Annotated in this window: 14 protein-coding genes; 5 read left to right on the forward strand and 9 right to left on the reverse strand. The window is 73.9% G+C overall.

From position 1 onward, the window contains the following. Positions 1 to 161: 161 nt before the first annotated feature. The 4 genes from ACIA8O_RS25910 to ACIA8O_RS25925 all read right to left on the reverse strand — a co-directional run bounded on the left by ACIA8O_RS25910 (position 162) and on the right by ACIA8O_RS25925 (position 6,353). Positions 162 to 677, reverse strand: a complete 516-nt coding sequence (locus ACIA8O_RS25910; protein WP_396296359.1) for a GNAT family N-acetyltransferase — start codon at positions 675 to 677, stop codon at positions 162 to 164. An 87-nt stretch (positions 678 to 764) separates the two neighbouring features. After that, entirely contained in the window at positions 765 to 2,783 is a 2,019-nt protein-coding gene (locus tag ACIA8O_RS25915) for a glycosyl hydrolase family 28-related protein (RefSeq protein WP_396296360.1), read from the reverse strand. A gap of 124 nt (positions 2,784 to 2,907) precedes the next feature. Further along, complete coding sequence (locus tag ACIA8O_RS25920; RefSeq protein WP_396296361.1) at positions 2,908 to 5,121, reverse strand: hypothetical protein; 2,214 nt, start codon at positions 5,119 to 5,121, stop codon at positions 2,908 to 2,910. Positions 5,122 to 5,324: 203 nt separating this feature from the next. Then, entirely contained in the window at positions 5,325 to 6,353 is a 1,029-nt protein-coding gene (locus ACIA8O_RS25925; RefSeq protein WP_396296362.1) for a hypothetical protein, read from the reverse strand. A 211-nt stretch (positions 6,354 to 6,564) separates the two neighbouring features. On the opposite strand from ACIA8O_RS25925, the gene ACIA8O_RS25930 reads away from it, so the two are divergent. The 3 genes from ACIA8O_RS25930 (at position 6,565) to ACIA8O_RS25940 (ending at position 9,547) form a co-directional block, all read left to right on the forward strand. Further along, positions 6,565 to 7,947 carry an erythromycin esterase family protein gene (locus ACIA8O_RS25930; protein ID WP_396296363.1) on the forward strand — a complete coding sequence of 461 codons (1,383 nt, stop codon included), beginning with the start codon at positions 6,565 to 6,567 and terminating at the stop codon, positions 7,945 to 7,947. A 71-nt stretch (positions 7,948 to 8,018) separates the two neighbouring features. Then, positions 8,019 to 8,516 carry an NADAR family protein gene (locus tag ACIA8O_RS25935; RefSeq protein WP_396296364.1) on the forward strand — a complete coding sequence of 166 codons (498 nt, stop codon included), beginning with the start codon at positions 8,019 to 8,021 and terminating at the stop codon, positions 8,514 to 8,516. 383 nt (positions 8,517 to 8,899) lie between these two features. Next, positions 8,900 to 9,547, forward strand: coding sequence for a DUF6461 domain-containing protein (locus ACIA8O_RS25940; RefSeq protein WP_396296365.1), 648 nt, complete (start codon positions 8,900 to 8,902; stop codon positions 9,545 to 9,547). A gap of 94 nt (positions 9,548 to 9,641) precedes the next feature. Here the strand turns inward: ACIA8O_RS25940 and ACIA8O_RS25945 are convergent, their stop codons facing one another. From ACIA8O_RS25945 to ACIA8O_RS25960, 4 genes are all read right to left on the reverse strand, one after another. After that, positions 9,642 to 10,307 (reverse strand): hypothetical protein, encoded by a 666-nt coding sequence (locus ACIA8O_RS25945; RefSeq protein WP_396296366.1) that lies wholly within the window; start codon positions 10,305 to 10,307, stop codon positions 9,642 to 9,644. 200 nt (positions 10,308 to 10,507) lie between these two features. Then, entirely contained in the window at positions 10,508 to 12,010 is a 1,503-nt protein-coding gene (locus tag ACIA8O_RS25950; RefSeq protein ID WP_396296367.1) for a SulP family inorganic anion transporter, read from the reverse strand. A gap of 112 nt (positions 12,011 to 12,122) precedes the next feature. Further along, positions 12,123 to 12,728 (reverse strand): carbonic anhydrase, encoded by a 606-nt coding sequence (locus tag ACIA8O_RS25955; RefSeq protein ID WP_396296368.1) that lies wholly within the window; start codon positions 12,726 to 12,728, stop codon positions 12,123 to 12,125. A gap of 260 nt (positions 12,729 to 12,988) precedes the next feature. Further along, positions 12,989 to 13,780 (reverse strand): DUF2785 domain-containing protein, encoded by a 792-nt coding sequence (locus ACIA8O_RS25960; protein ID WP_396296369.1) that lies wholly within the window; start codon positions 13,778 to 13,780, stop codon positions 12,989 to 12,991. A 207-nt stretch (positions 13,781 to 13,987) separates the two neighbouring features. Here ACIA8O_RS25960 and ACIA8O_RS25965 point away from each other — a divergent pair, with 207 nt between their 5' ends. Together ACIA8O_RS25965 and ACIA8O_RS25970 are read left to right on the forward strand one after the other, a co-directional pair. Next, entirely contained in the window at positions 13,988 to 14,473 is a 486-nt protein-coding gene (locus ACIA8O_RS25965; RefSeq protein ID WP_396296370.1) for a cation:proton antiporter regulatory subunit, read from the forward strand. A 4-nt stretch (positions 14,474 to 14,477) separates the two neighbouring features. Then, positions 14,478 to 15,710 (forward strand): cation:proton antiporter, encoded by a 1,233-nt coding sequence (locus ACIA8O_RS25970; protein WP_396296371.1) that lies wholly within the window; start codon positions 14,478 to 14,480, stop codon positions 15,708 to 15,710. 171 nt (positions 15,711 to 15,881) lie between these two features. Here the strand turns inward: ACIA8O_RS25970 and ACIA8O_RS25975 are convergent, their stop codons facing one another. Next, on the reverse strand, positions 15,882 to 16,661 hold the full coding sequence (locus tag ACIA8O_RS25975) for a class I SAM-dependent methyltransferase (RefSeq protein ID WP_396296372.1): 780 nt from the start codon (positions 16,659 to 16,661) through the stop codon (positions 15,882 to 15,884). Positions 16,662 to 16,761: the final 100 nt, after the last annotated feature.

Here is a 16,761-nt window from a genome sequence, read left to right on the forward strand (position 1 = left end):
GGTGGGGGGGGGGGGGGGGGGGGGGGGGGGGGGGGGGCCCCGGGGGGGGGGGCGGGGGGCCCCGCGGGGGGGGGGGGGGGGGGCGGGGGGCGCCGCGCGGGGGGGGGGGGGGGGGGGGGGGGGGCCCCCCGGGCCCCCCCCCGGGCCCCCCCCCCGGCCGCTCAGATGCCGAAGGCCGCCGCGTAGCGGACCAGGCCGGAGGGCAGCGGGTCACCGGGGGTCAGGGCGAGGGCCATCAGGGCCTCGTCCGGGACCTCGACGGAGAGCTTGATGCCGTGCTCGGAGGCGCGCTCGAAGCCGAAGCGCGGGTAGTACGTCGGGTGGCCGAGGACCACCACGTAGCGCTCGCCCTCGGCCGCGGCGGCTCGGAGGGCCGCGCGGATCGCAGCCGCTCCGGCGCCGGTGCGCTGGTGGGAGGGCAGCACCGCGCAGGGGGCCAGGCAGAGGGCCGGGGTCCCGTCGATGTGACAGCGGGTCAGCAGGGCGTGCCCGACCGGGCGGTCCGCCTCGTCGACGGTGACCAGGGAGAGGCCGTCGATCCAGGCGGTGGGGTCGGCGCGCAGGGCGTCGACCAGGTCGGCCTCGCCCGGGGTGTCGAAGGCGGCCAGGTTGATCGCGCGGACGGCGTCGGCGTCGGCCGCGGTCTCGGGGCGGGTGGTCCAGATGGTGGTGCTCATGGTGTCCGAACCTAACCGACCGGGCCCGGAACGGACGGAGCGCCGCGCCCGGGGTGGGGGTCCCGGGCGCGGCGCCGGCGTGCGGGCTCAGTTCCAGGGGGACGGAGCCGGCGGGGTGACCACCGGCGGGCGGTCGTCGCAGGTGATCGTGTTGGGGAGTTCCCAGGGGGCGAGCCAGGGGCCGGTGGTGCCGCCGCCGTCGTTGCCGCCGAGGTCGGTGAGGGCGAACTCGGAGCCGGCCGGGGTGAAGTGGAAGGTGCCGCAGTTGTTGACGCCGACGGCGCCGACGTTGCGGGCGTCCACGTTCTCGAAGGTGGCGGAGCCGGCGGCGCGGGCGCTGAGCACGGAGGTGCCGGTGCCGTCGATCCGCAGGTCCTTGAAGGTCAGCCCGTCGATGGCCACCTGGTCCTTCACCGGCCAGTCGGAGACCAGCATCAGCGCGTTGTAGGTGGAGTCCAGCAGGTGGTCGCCGGTCACCCGGACGTCGGCGTCGATCGAGCGGTCCAACGCGTAGAACCAGATCGCGCCCAGCCCGATCTTCCAGTTCAGCTCGTACGTCCCGGCCCGCACCGTGGTGTTGTCGGTGATCAGCAGCTGCCCGGCGAACGGCTCCGCGCCGAACCGCGAGCCCGCGTGGATGGCGCTGCCCTCCCGGACCGGGTCGGCGACCAGGTTGTTCGAGAGGGTGGTGTCGGTGCCGCCGTAGACCGCGATGCCGTTGGCGAGGACGGGGGACTGCACCGTGTTGTGGTCGAAGACGTTGCGCGCGTTCGCGGTCTTCTCGGACCACATGGCCAGGCCGTCGTCGCCGGTGTTGCGGACGAAGTTGTCGGCGACCAGGGAGTCCGTCACGGCGGTGTGGAAGTTGAGGCCGTCGGCGATCTGGTCGGTGATGACGTTCCCGGTCACCGTCAGCCGGCTCATCGGGCCGTCCAGCCAGAGGCCGACCTTGGTGTGGTGCAGGTAGAGGCCGGAGACGGTGGAGTCGCTGAGCGCGCCGCCGATCGCGTTGACCTGGTCGGTGTCGATCCGCTCGCGGACGTCGCCCTCGATCGCGAAGCCGGAGAGGTGGACGTTGCGGCTGCCGCCCTCGGCGGCGCTCCTGCCGTACAGGCCGACGCCGGTGTGCACCGAGCCGTCCGGGGCGGGCGTGGGCAGGGTGGTCTGACGGCCCTTCAGCACGGTGTGCCAGCTGCCCGCGCCGACGATGGTGACGTCGTCCACGGTGATGTGCCGGTTCACCTGGTAGGTGCCCGGCGGCAGGTAGACCTTGAGGCGGCTGCGCTGGGCGAAGGCGATGGCGCGCTCGATCGCGGGGGCGGAGTCGCGGCGGCCGGTCGGGTCGGCGCCGAAGGCCAGCACGTTGGCGGCGAAGGGCTCGACGTGCAGGGCGCCGGCCAGTTCGGAGTCCAGCAGGTCGATCACGGTCCACGCGGCGGCGGCGGAGGTGCGGGGCACGGTGAGGCGGACGACGTCGCCGGCCCTGTACCGGTGCCCGAGCAGCAGCCGCTGCTCGTCGTAGAAGTGGCTGGGGCGGAAGGGCTTGTCGATGACCGGGGCCGGGCTGGTGGCGCTCGGCACGCAGCCGCACTCGGTGATCCACCAGTCGGGGTGGAGCAGTTCGGCCTGCGGGTCGTTGGAGAACGGGTACTGGTTGTAGAGCCAGGAGTACTCGGAGGTCAGCGTCATGGTGCGGCGGTTCTTGCCGTTGACGGTGACGTCCAGCGGGCTGGTGATCCCGCCGCCTCCGGGCGCGTCCGGAACGCTGTACCGGACGGTGATCGCGTCGGCCGCCGCGGGGAGGGTGAACTCCACGTACTGACCCGGGGTCAGCCTGACCGCCTTCCGGCCGCTGGCCTCGGCGGGGAGCGTGTACGCGGTGCGGTCGGGGCCGATCACGCTGCCGGTGGTGACGGCCGACTCGGCCTCCTGCTCGGCGAAGGCGACCCGCGCCCCGCGCCCTTCGGTGAGGGCCGGGGCGAGGGCGGCCCGGGTGGTCACGGGGGCCGGGGCGGAGGCCGCCTCGGCGGTGCCGCCGAGCAGCGGGCTGAGCAGGAGGAGGGTCGCGGAGAGCGGGGTGAGCGCCCTGCGGAGGTTCCGTGCCATCAGGTGCCTGTCTCTGGAGGGGGATTGGCACGTGACAGTAGGGCCTCCGCAGGTGCGCCCACAAGATTCTTGCGCAGGATTGTTTCAGTTGTGCGCTGTGACTGTCACAATCTTGCGTTCCGGGTCAGCTGCGGCGGCCCCGACGGGAGAGGCGGAACAGGACGAACCCGGCGGCCAGGGTGGCGACGGCCGTCAGTGCGGCGAGCGTGACGCCGGCGCCGGTGTGCGGGAGCAGGCCGCCCTGGTCCGGGGCCGGACTGGGGGAGGCGTCGGGCGTCCGGGTCGGGCTCGCGGTCGGGCTGCCGCTCGGGTCCGGGGTGGGGCTCGCACTCGGGGAGGGGCTGGGCGACGGGCGGTCCACCACGACCGTGGCCGTGCAGGCCGGGTCGGTGGAGCCGGCCGGGCAGTTGCCGCCGGAGCGGTCGGCCACCGCGGTGTTGGCCAGGGAGCCGTCACCGGCGGCTGGCTGACGGACGGTCACGCTGTAGGTGACGGTGCTCTTCGCCGCCGGGGCGAGGTCGCCGGTCCAGCTCAGCACCGGGGCCCGGTAGGAGACCCGGCCGGTGGTGGCGGTGGCGTCGCCGTTGTACTCGGCGTCGTCCAGCACCCCGGTCAGGTCGTCCGTGAGGCCGAGTCCGGGGATGGCGACGGTGCCGGTGTTCTCGACCGTCACCGTGTAGGTCACCTTGTCGCCGGGCGCGGCCCCGGCCTGGTCGGCGGTCTTGGTGACGGCGTACTGCGGGGCGGCGGTCACGGTGTTGCGCACCGTGTTGCTGTCGCGCTGCTGGGTGCGGCCGGTCTGGGCGCCGGTGAAGGAGAGCGAGCTGGTGTTGTCCAGCTTGGTTCCGGCGGCGGTGCCCCGGTCCACGGCGGCCTTGAAGGAGACCTTGGTGGTGGCGCCCGGTGCCAGGTCGGCCACCCGGCAGGTGACGGTCCGTCCGGCGGCCGAGCAGTCCGGGTTGGACCCGGCGACGAAGCTCGCCCCGGCCGGGAGCACGTCGGTCAGCTCGATGCCGGTCGCGGTGTCCAGGTCCGCGCTGGTGCCGTCGGCGTGCCGGTTGGCCACGGTGAAGGAGTAGGTCACCTGGCCGCCGGCCTCGACCAGGCCGGGCGGGTTGTCGTCGGTGGTGCCGGCCGGGTCGTTGGCCTTGGTGAGCTGGAGGTCCGGCTCGACCGCCTCCAGGGCCAGCCAGACCGCCTGCGGGTGGAGCGCGTCGCCCTCGCCGTTGATCCGCAGCACCGCCTGCTGCGCGCCGGCCGGGAGCTTGCCGGTGATGTCGATCATCCGGGCGTCGTAGCCGAGGTTGTTCACCGGGTTGGGGGTGCGGTCGGTGAGGTTGGTGCCGGTGCCGTCGGCGGCCACCCGGTCGATCCGGCCGGTGAAGGCGTTGTCCTCCACCACCTGGCCGCTCGGGGTCGGCATCTTCAGCCTGGTGAGGGAGGAGGTGTCCGGCCCGACCTCCAGCGAGTCGCCCGCGATCGGGGTGTCGCCGTCGCCGACGGTCACGCCCATGGTGGCGGCGGGGGCCTTGCCGGGCGAGGTGCGGATGCCCGAGAGGGTCAGCGTGGCCGACGAGTTGGGCGGGCGCACCAGCTGGTAGCCGTCCCAGACCTGGAGGTAGCGCAGCGGCTCGGCCGGGTTCTCGTACGCCACCACCAGGGACCAGCCGCCCCAGCAGCCGACGTTCTGGCCGCCGAAGTCGGCGGTGGAGGAGCGGCCCTGGCAGGCCTGGATGTCGGCCACCGTGTACGAGCCCGAACCGGCCGCGCTCACCAGGGCGGTGACGTCCTTGACCCCGGCGTGCGCGGTGACCGGCTTGGGCGGGTTGCCGCCGGTCTGCTGGTCGAACCAGTCGTAGGTGTCGGCGGTCAGCCGCTGGTACCCGGCCGCCCCGGGGACCTTGAGCTCCACCTGGTCGGCCTTGCTCGCGTCGCCGGAGGTGGAGGTGACGCTGGTGCCGTCCGGGTTGAGCTGCCAGTACAGCCGGGCCGAGAGCACCTTGGAGCCCGGAGGGATCGTCAGGGTCGCGGCGGAGGCGGTGTTCCCGGGGGCGGCGGGGTCGGACTTCACCCACTTGGTCCGGCCGTTGTTGTAGCTGTCGTCGTTGCAGGTGTCGCCCTGGCTGTCGTCACAGGCGAGCACCGAGTTGGAGGCCATCGTCAGGTTGCCGTGCGCCAGCAGGGTGACCGCGGGGTCCGGGCCGATCGGCCGCTGGGTCCCGGCGCCCCGGGTCTGGGCCTGGCCCGGCTGCGGGGACGGCCCGGCGGCGACGGTGGCGATGGCCGCCACTGCCGCCGCGACGGCCAGGATGCGGGTGCGGGCACGTTGGCGCTGCACGTGGTTCCTCCGTGTATGGGGGGTTCTGTCCGCCGCTGATCATGGCAGCGGGAGCCGTAAACGGCCAAAACCATTACACGTGACCTATATCGCACCAAACGGACATTTTGCGTGGCGGCGCGGCGAACCCGCTGCCGCGGGGGTGACCCTGACGGGCGGTCAGCGTACGGGCCGGGATCGGGCGCAGGCCGTCGGCCGATCCGCTACGCACCTCCGGTGGGGGTCAGATGGGGGAAGAAGTCCTGCCAGCGGTAGCGGGCGGAGTGCAGGTGCCAGTATGCGAATCCCGTCAAGTACCGTTCCAGGTGCGGGCGTTGGGCATCCGAGGCGAGTGCGGTGATCCGCTGGTGGGCGGCCTGGCCGCTCGCGTGGGTGCGGCGCAGGACCGTGAGGTACGGGACCCCCTCGCACAGGGCCTGGCGGTGGAGGCGGCCGGCCAGGAAGTCGGCTCCGTCCACCGCCTCCTTGTAGCAGGAGAGCACGTCGTTGACGTCGTTCAGGAACGTCACCCCGGAGCTCAGCGCCGCCGCCCAGAAGGCGCGGTGCCGGTGGGCGCTCAGGCAGGGATCGGTGAACTGCAGCATGGCGAACCAGAACTGGGAGAAGCCGTTGTAGGCCCGGACGAAGTCGCTGTCCAGCCCGTCGGTGGCGTCCGGACGGAACTCCGCCTCCATGAGGAGGCCGGTGAGCGCGTTGTGGAAGAAGCTCTTGAGGACGGCGAGGACGGTTGGGTCGCAGTGCGGCGCCAGCTGCTCGAACATGTGCCGGACGTAGCGTGCCTCGGGGGTGGCCGGGGGCTCGGTCGGCAGCAGCCCCGCCCGGAGGAGCTCGGCGGCCCGGGCCGGGTCACGGCAGCAGACGTCGTCGGTGTTGGTGGTGAACACCCAGACGCGGTCCACCGCGAGGGCCAGGGCGTCGTCCCGCAGGGGCACCATCAGGGCGCGCATCTGGGTGATGTGACGGACCGTGGCGGCAGGGAGTTCGACCCCGAACGCCTCCAGTTCGGCGGTGAGCGTCGCCGCGTCGTCGGCCGCCTGGCCGAGGTCCGGGGGAGGGGTGAAGACGAACGCGTCGGTGCGGGCGATCTCCTGCTCGATCAGCCCGGACTCCAGCACGCTCGCGATCATCGCGCGGTGGCCCGGGTCGGGGACGGCGGCGAGGCCGCGCTGCGGCGTCCGGCGCAGGGTGTCCAGGCCGGGCGGGTGCGGGTGCCTGGGGGTGGTGGGGTGCACGGTGACTTCCTCCTCCGGTTCGGTCCCTGACTACCCGTGAGACGTGATCGAACAAACGGGGTCGGGGAGGTCTGTCCGGAAGGGCAGACGAGGGTGGGGAACGCCCCAGGAGGAAGAGGGCGGGCAGCGGGAGGGCGGTGGGCCGCGGGCCCGGGACAAGATCGTTCCGGCGGCCCCGAGCGGCGGGGCCCGTGCCGGGAGGGTGAACGGAATGACGGAGCGTGGGATGCGGTTCGGTCGGCGGCGGTTGCTGGTGGCGGCCGGTGCGGTGGCGGTCGGCACCGGGGTGGCGGTGCCGGCGGTGGGGACGCCCCCGGCGGCCGCCGCTCCGGCGGACGGAGGTGAGGACCGGCTGGTCCGTGCCTTGGAGCACGGCGCCCGGCCGCTCGCCACGGCCGAGCCCGGCGGCCGGTCCGGCGACCTGTGGGCGCTGGCAGGGATGATCGGCGGCGCGAAGGTGGTCGGCCTCGGCGAGGCGACCCACGGCTCGCACGAGTTCTTCGCCCTGAAGGAACGGCTCTTCCGCCACCTGGTGGAGGAGAAGGGCTTCACCACCTTCGCCCTGGAGATGAGCTGGACCTCCGGACTGCGGATCGACTCCTACGTCCGGGGCGAGACGGGCGGCGACGCGGTGCGGCTGGTCCGCGAGGAGTTCGGCGGATCGCCGTGGGAGCGGGCGGAGTTCGCGAGCCTGATCGGCTGGATGCGGGAGTACAACCGCCGCCGGCCCGGCCGCCCGCTCCGCTTCACGGGCGACGACATCGGCGCCCCCCGGCTGGGCGACGACGTCTTCCGCCGGGTCGTCGGGCACGTCCGCACCGCCGCGCCGTCGGCGGCGCCGCGGCTGGAGGCGCTGTACGCGCCGCTGCGCCCGCTGGACGACGTCTTCTCCTACCTCGGGCGGCCGGTGGCCGAGCGGCGGGCGCACGCGGCCCGGGCCGCGGAGGCGCTGGAGCTGGTGGCCGGAGGCGGTGCTGCTGCCGGTGAGGCCGGTGCCTGGGCCGAGCAGCACGCCCGGGTGATCGCCCGGACCTTCGAGTTCCTCACCCTGGACGTCACCGACCCGGCCACCGTCACCGCCGCCGAGCTGCTCCGCGACCGCACCATGGCGGAGAACACCGCCTGGTGGCAGCGGCACGTCGGCGGCAAGGTCCTGGTCTCCGCGCACAACGGCCACGTCGGATACCTGGCCACCGACACCGCCCTGTACCCGAAGACCCAGGGCGCCTTCCTCCGCGACACCCTCGGCCGTGACTACCTGGCGATCGGCACCACCTTCGCCGGCGGTTCCTTCCTCACCAAGGGCTCCTCCCTCGGCAGCCAGGACTGGAAGACCGTCACCGTCCCGCCGGCCGCCCCCGGCAGCAACGAACACCTCCTCGACCGGGTCCGCCACCGCGACTTCTACCTCGACCTCCGCACCGTGCCCGCCCCGGCCCGCCGTTGGCTGGAGACCGCCCGCCCCACCTACGAGGCCGGCTCCGTCTTCCGCGCGGACCCGCTCCCGACCCTCGCCCCCGGCCGGGCGTACGACCTCCTGGTCCACCTCCACCACGTCCGCGCCGCCGACCGCCTCCCCGAGCGGGCGGGCTGAGCGAATTCGCTTGCGGGCAGGGCCCGGTGGCTGGGACCGTGCGGGGCCCCCACAACTGCGACGAGGTTCGGATGACCATCTACTTCTACGGCGTGGACGACGTCCCGTACGGCTGCTTCTCCAACTTCTCCGCCCACGCCCTGGAACTCGACGGGCAGCTGTGGCCGACCTCCGAACACTACTTCCAGGCCCAGAAGTTCGCCGGCACCCGCCACGCCGACCTGGTCCGCCGGGCCCGGACCCCGCTGCGCGCGGCCGAGTTGGGCCGCGACCCGGGCCGGCCGCTGCGGCGGGACTGGGAACGCGTCAAGGACGACGTGATGCGCCGCGCCGTCGAGGCCAAGTTCCGCACGCACGCGGACATCCGGGCCGTCCTGCTCTCCACCGCCGACCAGGAGATCGTCGAGGACACCGGCACCGACCACTACTGGGGCCGCGGCAGGACGGGCACCGGCAAGAACGTGCTCGGCCGGATCCTGATGCGCACCCGGAGCCGGCTCCGCGCCGAACCGGGCGGCAGCGGATACGAGCAGGGACCGTGGCGCACCCCGGAGCGGGGGCACGCCTAGCCAGAGCCCTCGGCGGGCAACGTCGAACGCAGGCGCCGGATCGTCCGCAAGACCTCGGTCCGGTTCTTGGCGACCTTCAACCACGTGGGAAGCCGTTCGACCAGACTCGTCGGAGCCCACGGCACGACCTCTCCACGTTCACGCAGCTTGGCGGCCACATAGGCCTCCAACAGATCGAGGTGGCGAACGTTGTAGGCCCACAGCACATGTCCGCAGCAGCTCTCCTGCAGCCACACCGGCCGCCGGACGCCGCCCGGCTCCTGACCCACACGACAACGCCGTCACCGGGCATGCGCAGTGGCGCGGTCAGTTCACCGTGTGGGCGCGGAATCGCCACGGGACACGGGAGGTGGCGTCTGCCCGGTGCGGCATGATGGCGCGTCATGACGAACGGTAGGGACGGAATCGCCTGGCTCGCGGAGCCGCGGAGCATCGCCTTCGAGGGGTACAGCGTGACGCTGGGCCGGGGGGTGGAACTCGCCGAGCTGGCGGCGCGGGTGGTCGATTCGGCGGAGCACGGGGGGCTGCTGCTGGCGGCCCTGGGGGAGTTGACCGCGGAGGAGTTGCAGAAGGAGCTGGCGGAGGGGGTGGACGAGGGGGACGTCGGGCTGCGGATCGGTGAGCACGGGGACTGGTCGTTCGTCGTCAAGCACGGTGCCTGGCCGGGGAGGTTCGGGCTCGATCCGGCGCTGTCCGAGGACGGTGCCGAGGTCTTCCACCTCGAGTACGAGGAGGAGAACGGCAAGCCGGTGCCGCCGCAGTTCGGGTACTTCCGGGACGGGCGCACGATGTGCCGGTTCAACCTGCACCTGGACGAATCCTGGGGTGACGGGCATCTCGCCGGTGACCCGGAGGTCGTGCGGCGGGTGGGGGAGTTGCTGGCCGCCGCCGGGCTGCCCGATCCGGAGCGGCCGCGCCGGGAGGTGCACCGCGCCGTCCTGGAGGTGCTGGAGGGGCACTTCGGCCTCTCGCTGCCGCGTGCCCTGGCCCTGGATGCCCCGCTCCCGGCCGTCCTGCTGGAGGAGGCCTGACCGTGCGGTCCGGTCCCCTCCCCCGGGGCGGGGGAGGGGACCGTCACCATTGCCCGGTGGGGCTCCGGATCCGACGCTTCGGAGAGCGGGAACCCTACTGCTCGACGTCGGCGCGGATCGCGGCGAACAGGCGGGCCGCCTCCTGCGGGGTGGTGGCGGGCAGGAGGGCGACGCCGGCGGTGCGGGTGTCGGCCCAGCCGCAGAGGACGTCGGTGGGGCCGGTGCGGGCGGGCAGGCTCAGGCATTCGAGGGAGCCGCCGAGCGGGCCGGGGGCGTACGGTTCGGCGGTGGTCGGGTCGCCGGTGGAGCCGTTCTGCAGGGCGTAGTCGATCAGGCCGCGCCACAGGTGCTCGCGGCGCTTGTTCGGGTCCTCGGGGACGTTGTCCACGGCGAGGACCAGGACCCGGCGGGCGGAGGGCTTGCCGGGCCGGTCGTACTCGGCCTGGACGAACTGCATGCCGTCGACCATCTCCCCGGGGTCGACCGGGACGTCCGTCAGCGTGCCCGCGCCGACGGCCAGCGTCAGCCCGCCGGCGGTCGGGGCCTCGACCACCCTGTGGCGCGCGCCCGGTGAGGCCTTGGCGGCGGTCGGGGCCGAGGCGGCCGGGGAGGGGGTGGGGGACGGGGCCGGGGCAGGGGTCGAAGCGGCGGGTGGCGGCGTGGCCGTGGTGGCGCCGCCGGTGGTGGTGGCGTCCTCGGGGACGCAGGCGGTCAGGCCGAGTGCGGCGGTGGCGAGGAGGAGGGCGGTTCGGCGGAACATGGTGCGGTGAACTCCCCGGTGTGGTGGGTGCGTCCGGGCTGCTGACCCGGTGCGCAGAGGCTACGGGCGCCGGGCCGCACCGGGGAAGCTCTTCGCCGATCCAGGACACCGTCCGGACCGGACCGTGACACAGCCACCGTTGCGGGCCCGCAGGCCCGCGGACCCCACCTCCGGGCCGGGGGCCCGGAGGTGAGGGCGGGTCAGACGGAGGCCGGGATGCGGACGACGGCCGTGGCGCCCTCGGTGCGGTTGTGGCGCTCCTCCCAGGTTTCCAGGGCGGTGCGGCAGGCGTGGTCGAGGTGGCGCAGGGCGGTGAGGTCGAGGTGGACGGGGCGGTCGGTGGGGAGGTGTTCGAGGGTCTCCAGCAGGCGGGGGAGCCGGAGGAAGGTGGCGTTGCCGGAGAGGGTGACGTGTATCGGGCCGTCGGCTCCCTGGTCCGCGACCTCGACGTGGAGGTGGGAGGTGTCCCAGGCGGACTTGAGGACGGAGAGCAGCAGGCCGAGCAGGACGCCCTCGAAGAGGTTGGTGGCCACGATGGCGACGGCGGTGACGACCAGGATCAGCGCCTCGTGACGGTGTGAACGCCACAGCGGGACGAGGGACTTGACCGGGATGAGCTTGGCTCCGGCGTGCACCAGGACCCCGGCCAGGGCGGCCAGCGGGATGACGGTGAGGGCGGCGGGGAGCAGGGCGGCGAAGAGCAGCAGCCAGAGGCCGTGCAGGACGCGGGAGGCCTTGGTGCGGGCGCCGGCTTGGACGTTGGCGGCGCTGCGGACGATGACGGCGGTCATCGGGAGGGCGCCGAGCAGGCCGCAGACGGTGTTGCCGGCGCCCTGGGCGAGGAGTTCCTTGTCGTACTGGGTGCGGGGTCCGTCGTGCAGGCGGTCCACGGCGGCGGCGCTGAACAGGCTCTCGGCGGAGGCGATCAGCGCGAAGGCCAGCACCGTGCCGAGCACGGCGACGCTGCCGAGGGCGGCGAAGTCGGAGGAGTCCGGCAGGCTGATCACCCCGGCCAGCCCGGCGACGTCCACCTTGGCGACCGGGAGCGAGAACAGCGCCGTGACGGCGGTGGCTCCGGCGACGGCGGCGAGCGGGGCGGGCAGGGTGCGGAACGCCCCGGGCAGCTTGGGCCACAGGACCAGCACGGCCACCGTGCCGACGCCGACCGCGGCGGCGGTGAGCGAGGCGCGGGAGGAGAGCGCGTCGACGGCCAGCCCCGGCAGGCCGGCCAGCTTGGAGAGGCCGTCGGAGGGGGCCTTGAGGTCGGCCATCGCGTAGAGCTGACCGGCGATCAGGACCAGGCCGATTCCGGCCAGCATGCCCTGGACAACGGAGACCGAGATGGCGCGGAAGAGCCGGCCGAGCCGGGCGGTGCCCATGGCGAGCTGGAGCAGTCCGGCGGCGGCGGTGATCACCCCGAGGGTGCCGAGGCCGTGTTCCTGCACCGCGCCGTACACCAGCACGGTGAGGCCGGCCGCGGGGCCGGAGACCTGGAGGCTGCTGCCGGGCAGCAGGCCGGTCAGCAGACCGCCCACGATGCCGGTGACCAGGCCGAGTTCGGCCGGGACGCCGGAGGCCACGGCCACGCCGACGCAGAGCGGCAGCGCGACCAGGAAGACCACCAGGGAGGCGGGTAAGTCGGCCTTGAGGGAGGAGAGTCGGGAGGCGCGCACGGCGGTCGCGGAGACGGATTGACGGGGCATCGGGTCCTCGGGTCCTCGTGAGGGTGTACGGACGGGGCGGGAGGGCCTGGAGCGGGGAGCCGGGAAGGCCGGGCTCGGGCGGATGGACGGACGGGCAGGGAGGGCGGCAGGCCTAGAGCGGCAGGAAGAGGCCGCTCTCCGGGCGGTGCGAGAGCACCAGGCCGGTGTGGATCTCGTAGAACCAGCCGTGCAGTCTGATCCGGCCCTCGGTCAGGCGGCGGGTGATGCCCGGGTACGCGCGCAGGCGGGCCAGTTGGGCCAGCACGTGGCGCTGGACGGGGCCGGCCACGGTCGGGTCGAAGACCTCGGCCTCGTCGCCGGAGCGCAGCACCTGGTGGTCGGCGGTGCGCAGCCAGGCGTCCACGGCGGGCACGACGCTGAGGTCGTCGCCGCGGACGACGGCCCCGACCGCGCCGCAGTGGGAGTGGCCGCAGACCACGATGTCGCGCACGCCGAGCACCTCGACGGCGTACTCGATGGTGGCGGTCTCCCCGGAGGTGGTGTCGGGGTGGTGGGCCGGGACGATGTTGCCCGCGGTGCGGAGCTCGAACAGGTCGCCGGGGTCGGCGCCGGTGATCAGGCTGGGCACCACGCGGGAGTCGGAGCAGGTGATGAAGAGGGCCTGCGGGGCCTGGCCGGCGGCCAGGTTGGTGAGTTCACGGCCGGCGTCCCCGGCTCGCTGGGGAAAGGCACGGGCGCGGTCGATGAGCGGTTCCAAGAGGAATGCCTCCTTCGGCTGGTTCGGACACGCCGAGGAACGCCAGCAGTCACCCTCGGTGGGACCGTGGTGACCTGACGTCGCGTCAAGACTCAGTAAAGCACGAGTATGTATCCGTCAAAGTCCGGAGAAGAGGGGGAGACGTGGTCGTGTGGTTAACATCTTGTTTCCATCCGTTGCGGAAGGGTCATGAGATGACGAAGGGGCCACCCCTGACGGAGAGTTGACGATCCGTCAGGAGCGGCCCCGGGGGCGGTGGGTCAGCGCCGGACCATCCGGTCCAGCGTGTCGGCCAGGGCCGCCTTCACGGCCCCGGCGTGGGTGAGAGCACGCTGCGGCGCCTCGCTCCGGGCGCGCACGCCCCTGTCCGCCAGGACGTACAGCAGGCGCAGGGTGCGCAGGCAGTTGCCGAACTCCGCCGGGACGGGCATGACGAGCCGGTCCGACCCGAAGTGCTCGGCCAGCGGGGCCAGCCAGGCGATCGACCGGGACTCCGTCAGATCGGGGCGGGTGAGCACCCGGCCGACGGCGCGGGCGAGGCGGTCGTCCTCCAACTGGTCCCAGACGTGGGTGGTGGGCGCGGCCAGGCGGGCGGCCGCCAGGGCGAGCATCCGCTCCGGCGCCACCTCGGGGTGCAGGCCGAGGCTCGCCAGCAGGTCCGCGCCGTGCGCGACGGCGTGCAGCCAGCCGAGTCCGGCGTCGTGGCCGCGCAGGTCCCGCTCGGCCGGGTACCAGCGCTCGAAGGCCGGCACCCAGTCGGGGGTGAAGTCACCGGCGCCCACCAGCATGTCGAGCACCAGCGGCGCGAAGGCGCGGGCCTCCACCCGGGGGTCCTCGAAGCGGGTGGCCATCTCCGCGCCGAGGGCCAGGCGGCGCGGCGCGGAGATGGTGCCGCGCTCGATCCAGGCCGCCAGGACGGCGTACGGCGCGCCGTCGCGGACGGCGGGGTCGGGGTCGGCCAGCGCGGCCGAGAGCAGGGGCGTCAGCTCGTCCGCCGTGCGGCCCCCGGGGACGGCGAAGTCGGCCGCCTCGATCAGGTTCCAGTCGATCACGCGGAGGAGGGTAGGCGGACGGCCGTGCTCCCGGCGCGCGCATTACGGCACGGAGGCCGGGACGGTGACGGAGGGTCAAGGTGCCGAAGGTCACGCCTTGAACCGCTCTTTACTTTTCGTTGACCCTTCCGGAGGCCGCCGCTCCCCTGAAAGACTGTGGGACCGCCCCTTGACCTGCGCATCAGCGCCCTGCCGGAGGGATGTCCCGTGCCCGTGCCCCGTCTGCAATCGACCCCGCTGCCCGGAATCGGCGTGCAGTACGACCTGACCACCCGAGAACATCAGCACCTCTCGGTGATCGCGCACCGGGACGGCACCCGCACCCTCAACACCTACCGCCGGGACGACCCGGACGCCTGCTCGCTCTCCGTCCACCTGACGGAGGGTGAGTCCGCCGCCCTGGTCGACGCCCTGACGCCCGCTCACCACAGCCCCAACGTGCTGCACACCCTGGGCCTGGGCCTGGTCGCCGAACGGATCGAGCTCTCCGGCGGCTCGCACTGGAACGGGCGCGAGCTGGGCGACACCCGGATGCGCACCGAGACCGGCGTCTCCATCGTCGCCGTGCTGCGCCGCACCGGCGCCGTGCCCTCGCCCACGCCGGACTTCCGCCTCGCCGGAGGCGACACCCTCATCGTGATCGGCACCCGGGAGGGTGTCGACGCCGCCGCAGTGATCCTCGGACGGGAGTGAACGCTTGCACACCGCCACCATCTTCATCGAGCTCGGCGCGATCATCCTGACCCTCGGGGTGCTCGGCCGAATAGCCGGCCGGTACGGCCTCTCGCCGATCCCGCTCTACCTGCTCGGCGGACTGGCCTTCGGCCACGGCGGGTTGCTGCCGCTCAGCAGCAGCGAGGACTTCGTCGCCACCGGCGCCGAGATCGGCGTCATCCTGCTGCTGCTGATGCTCGGCCTGGAGTACACCGCCTCCGACCTGGTCACCAACCTCAAGAGCCAGTACCCCGCCGGGATCGTGGACTTCGTGTTCAACGCGCTGCCCGGCGCGGCGATGGCGCTGCTGCTGGGCTGGGGCCCGGTCGCCGCCACTGTGCTGGCCGGCGTCACCTGGATCTCCTCCTCCGGCGTGATCGCCAAGGTGCTCGGCGACCTCGGCCGGCTCGGCAACCGGGAGACCCCCGTCATCCTCAGCATCCTGGTGCTGGAGGACCTGGCGATGGCGGTCTACCTCCCCATCCTCACGGCCCTGCTGGCCGGGGCCGGACTGGTCGCGGGCGGCATCACGCTCGCCATCGCGCTGGCCACCGCGGGGGCGGTGCTCTTCGTCGCGCTGCGGTACGGGCGGCTGATCTCGCGGTTCGTCTCGCACGACGACCCGGAGAAGCTGCTGCTGGTGGTGCTCGGCCTGACCCTGCTGGTGGCCGGGGTGGCCCAGCAGCTCCAGGTCTCGGCCGCGGTCGGGGCGTTCCTGGTCGGCATCGCGCTCTCCGGGGAGGCGGCGGAGGGGGCGCACACCCTGCTCAGCCCGCTGCGCGACCTGTTCGCGGCCGTCTTCTTCGTCTTCTTCGGCCTGAACACCGATCCGGCCAGCATCCCGCCGGTGCTGCTCCCGGCGCTGGCGCTGGCCGTGGTCACCGCGCTGACGAAGATCGCCACCGGCTGGTGGGCCGCCCGGCGGGCCGGCCTCGCCTCCCGGGCCCGCTGGCGGGCCGGCGGGGCGCTGGTCGCGCGCGGCGAATTCTCCATCGTCATCGCCGGGTTGGCGGTCGCGGCCGGGATCGAGCCCGCGCTCGGGCCGCTGGCCACCGCGTACGTGCTCCTGCTCGTCGTCATCGGGCCGCTGGCGGCGCGGTGGACCGAGCCGATCGCCTCGGCGATCGGTGCGCGGCGCCGCAGGGCGGACGTGGTCGAGGTCGAGAGCGGGACCAGGAACGAGCCGCTCCGGGAGGAGCCGGAGGTCGTCGCCTGACGGACCGGCAGCCGGGACGGGCACAGGGCCCGTCCCGGCTGCCGGCCGGCGGTCAGCGGCCGGTGCCGCCGAGCCAGGGGCCGAAGATCGTGCGCCAGTCGGCCACGGCCGCGGTGTCGGTGGCCGTCTCGGTGAACTTCATGATCGCTCCTCGGGGTGGGTGTGTGCGGATCAGAGGCGGTGCGTGCGGAGCACGCCGGTGCGGAGGGGGAGGGTGAACTCGCCCTCCGCGGTCTCCGGGGTGGCGGCGAGGTACTCGCGGATGCGGGAGAGCGCAGCCCGCCGCTCCGGCTCCGGCATGACGATCATGCCCGCGCGGGTGGCCAGGGTGGCCACCAGGGAGTCGGCGGTGCGGAGTTGGCCGTGCTCGAAGGTCTGCTGCGCCGGCCCGCCGAAGCGGGCGGCGCTCCCGTCCTCCGGGAGGTGCACGCCGGTGGTCGCGGCGTACCAGGCGGCGGGGGTGTCGCGCGGGCCGATCGCCGCGCTGCCGCTGACCTCGGCGAGGCCGGCCACCCACGGGACCTGGTCGTCCATCAGGTTCCACAGCCCCGCCAGCACACCGCCGGGCGTCAGCACCCGGGCGATCTCCGGCCCGGCGACCGCCATGTCGAACCAGTGCATCGCGTTCCCGGCCAGCACGGCGTCGACGGAGCCGTCCGGAAGGGGGATCGCCTCCGCGCTGCCGGCCAGGGCCCGTACCTGCGGCAGCCCGCGGCGCAGCTCGGCCAGCATCGCCGGATCCGGCTCGACGGCCACCACCTCGACGCCCGCCGCGAGCAGGACCGCCGTCAACTTGCCGGTGCCCGCGCCGAGATCGAGCACGCGGGAGCCGGGGGCGGCCGCCAGCGCCCAGCGGACGGCGGCCCGCGCGTAGTCCGGGCGGTGCTCGGCGTAGGCGACGGCGGCCGCCCCGAAGGACGAGGCGTGCGCCGACTGTTCGACACGGTCCATGCGCTCACGCTAACCGGGCCCCGTGGGGATCGTCCTCAGACCTGAGGACGATCTCCGCAGCGGTCGGGAGGGGGCGGCAGTGCCCGTCCGACGGACCGTC

Source organism: Kitasatospora sp. NPDC051853, assembly GCF_044452665.1.
Taxonomy (GTDB): domain Bacteria; phylum Actinomycetota; class Actinomycetes; order Streptomycetales; family Streptomycetaceae; genus Kitasatospora.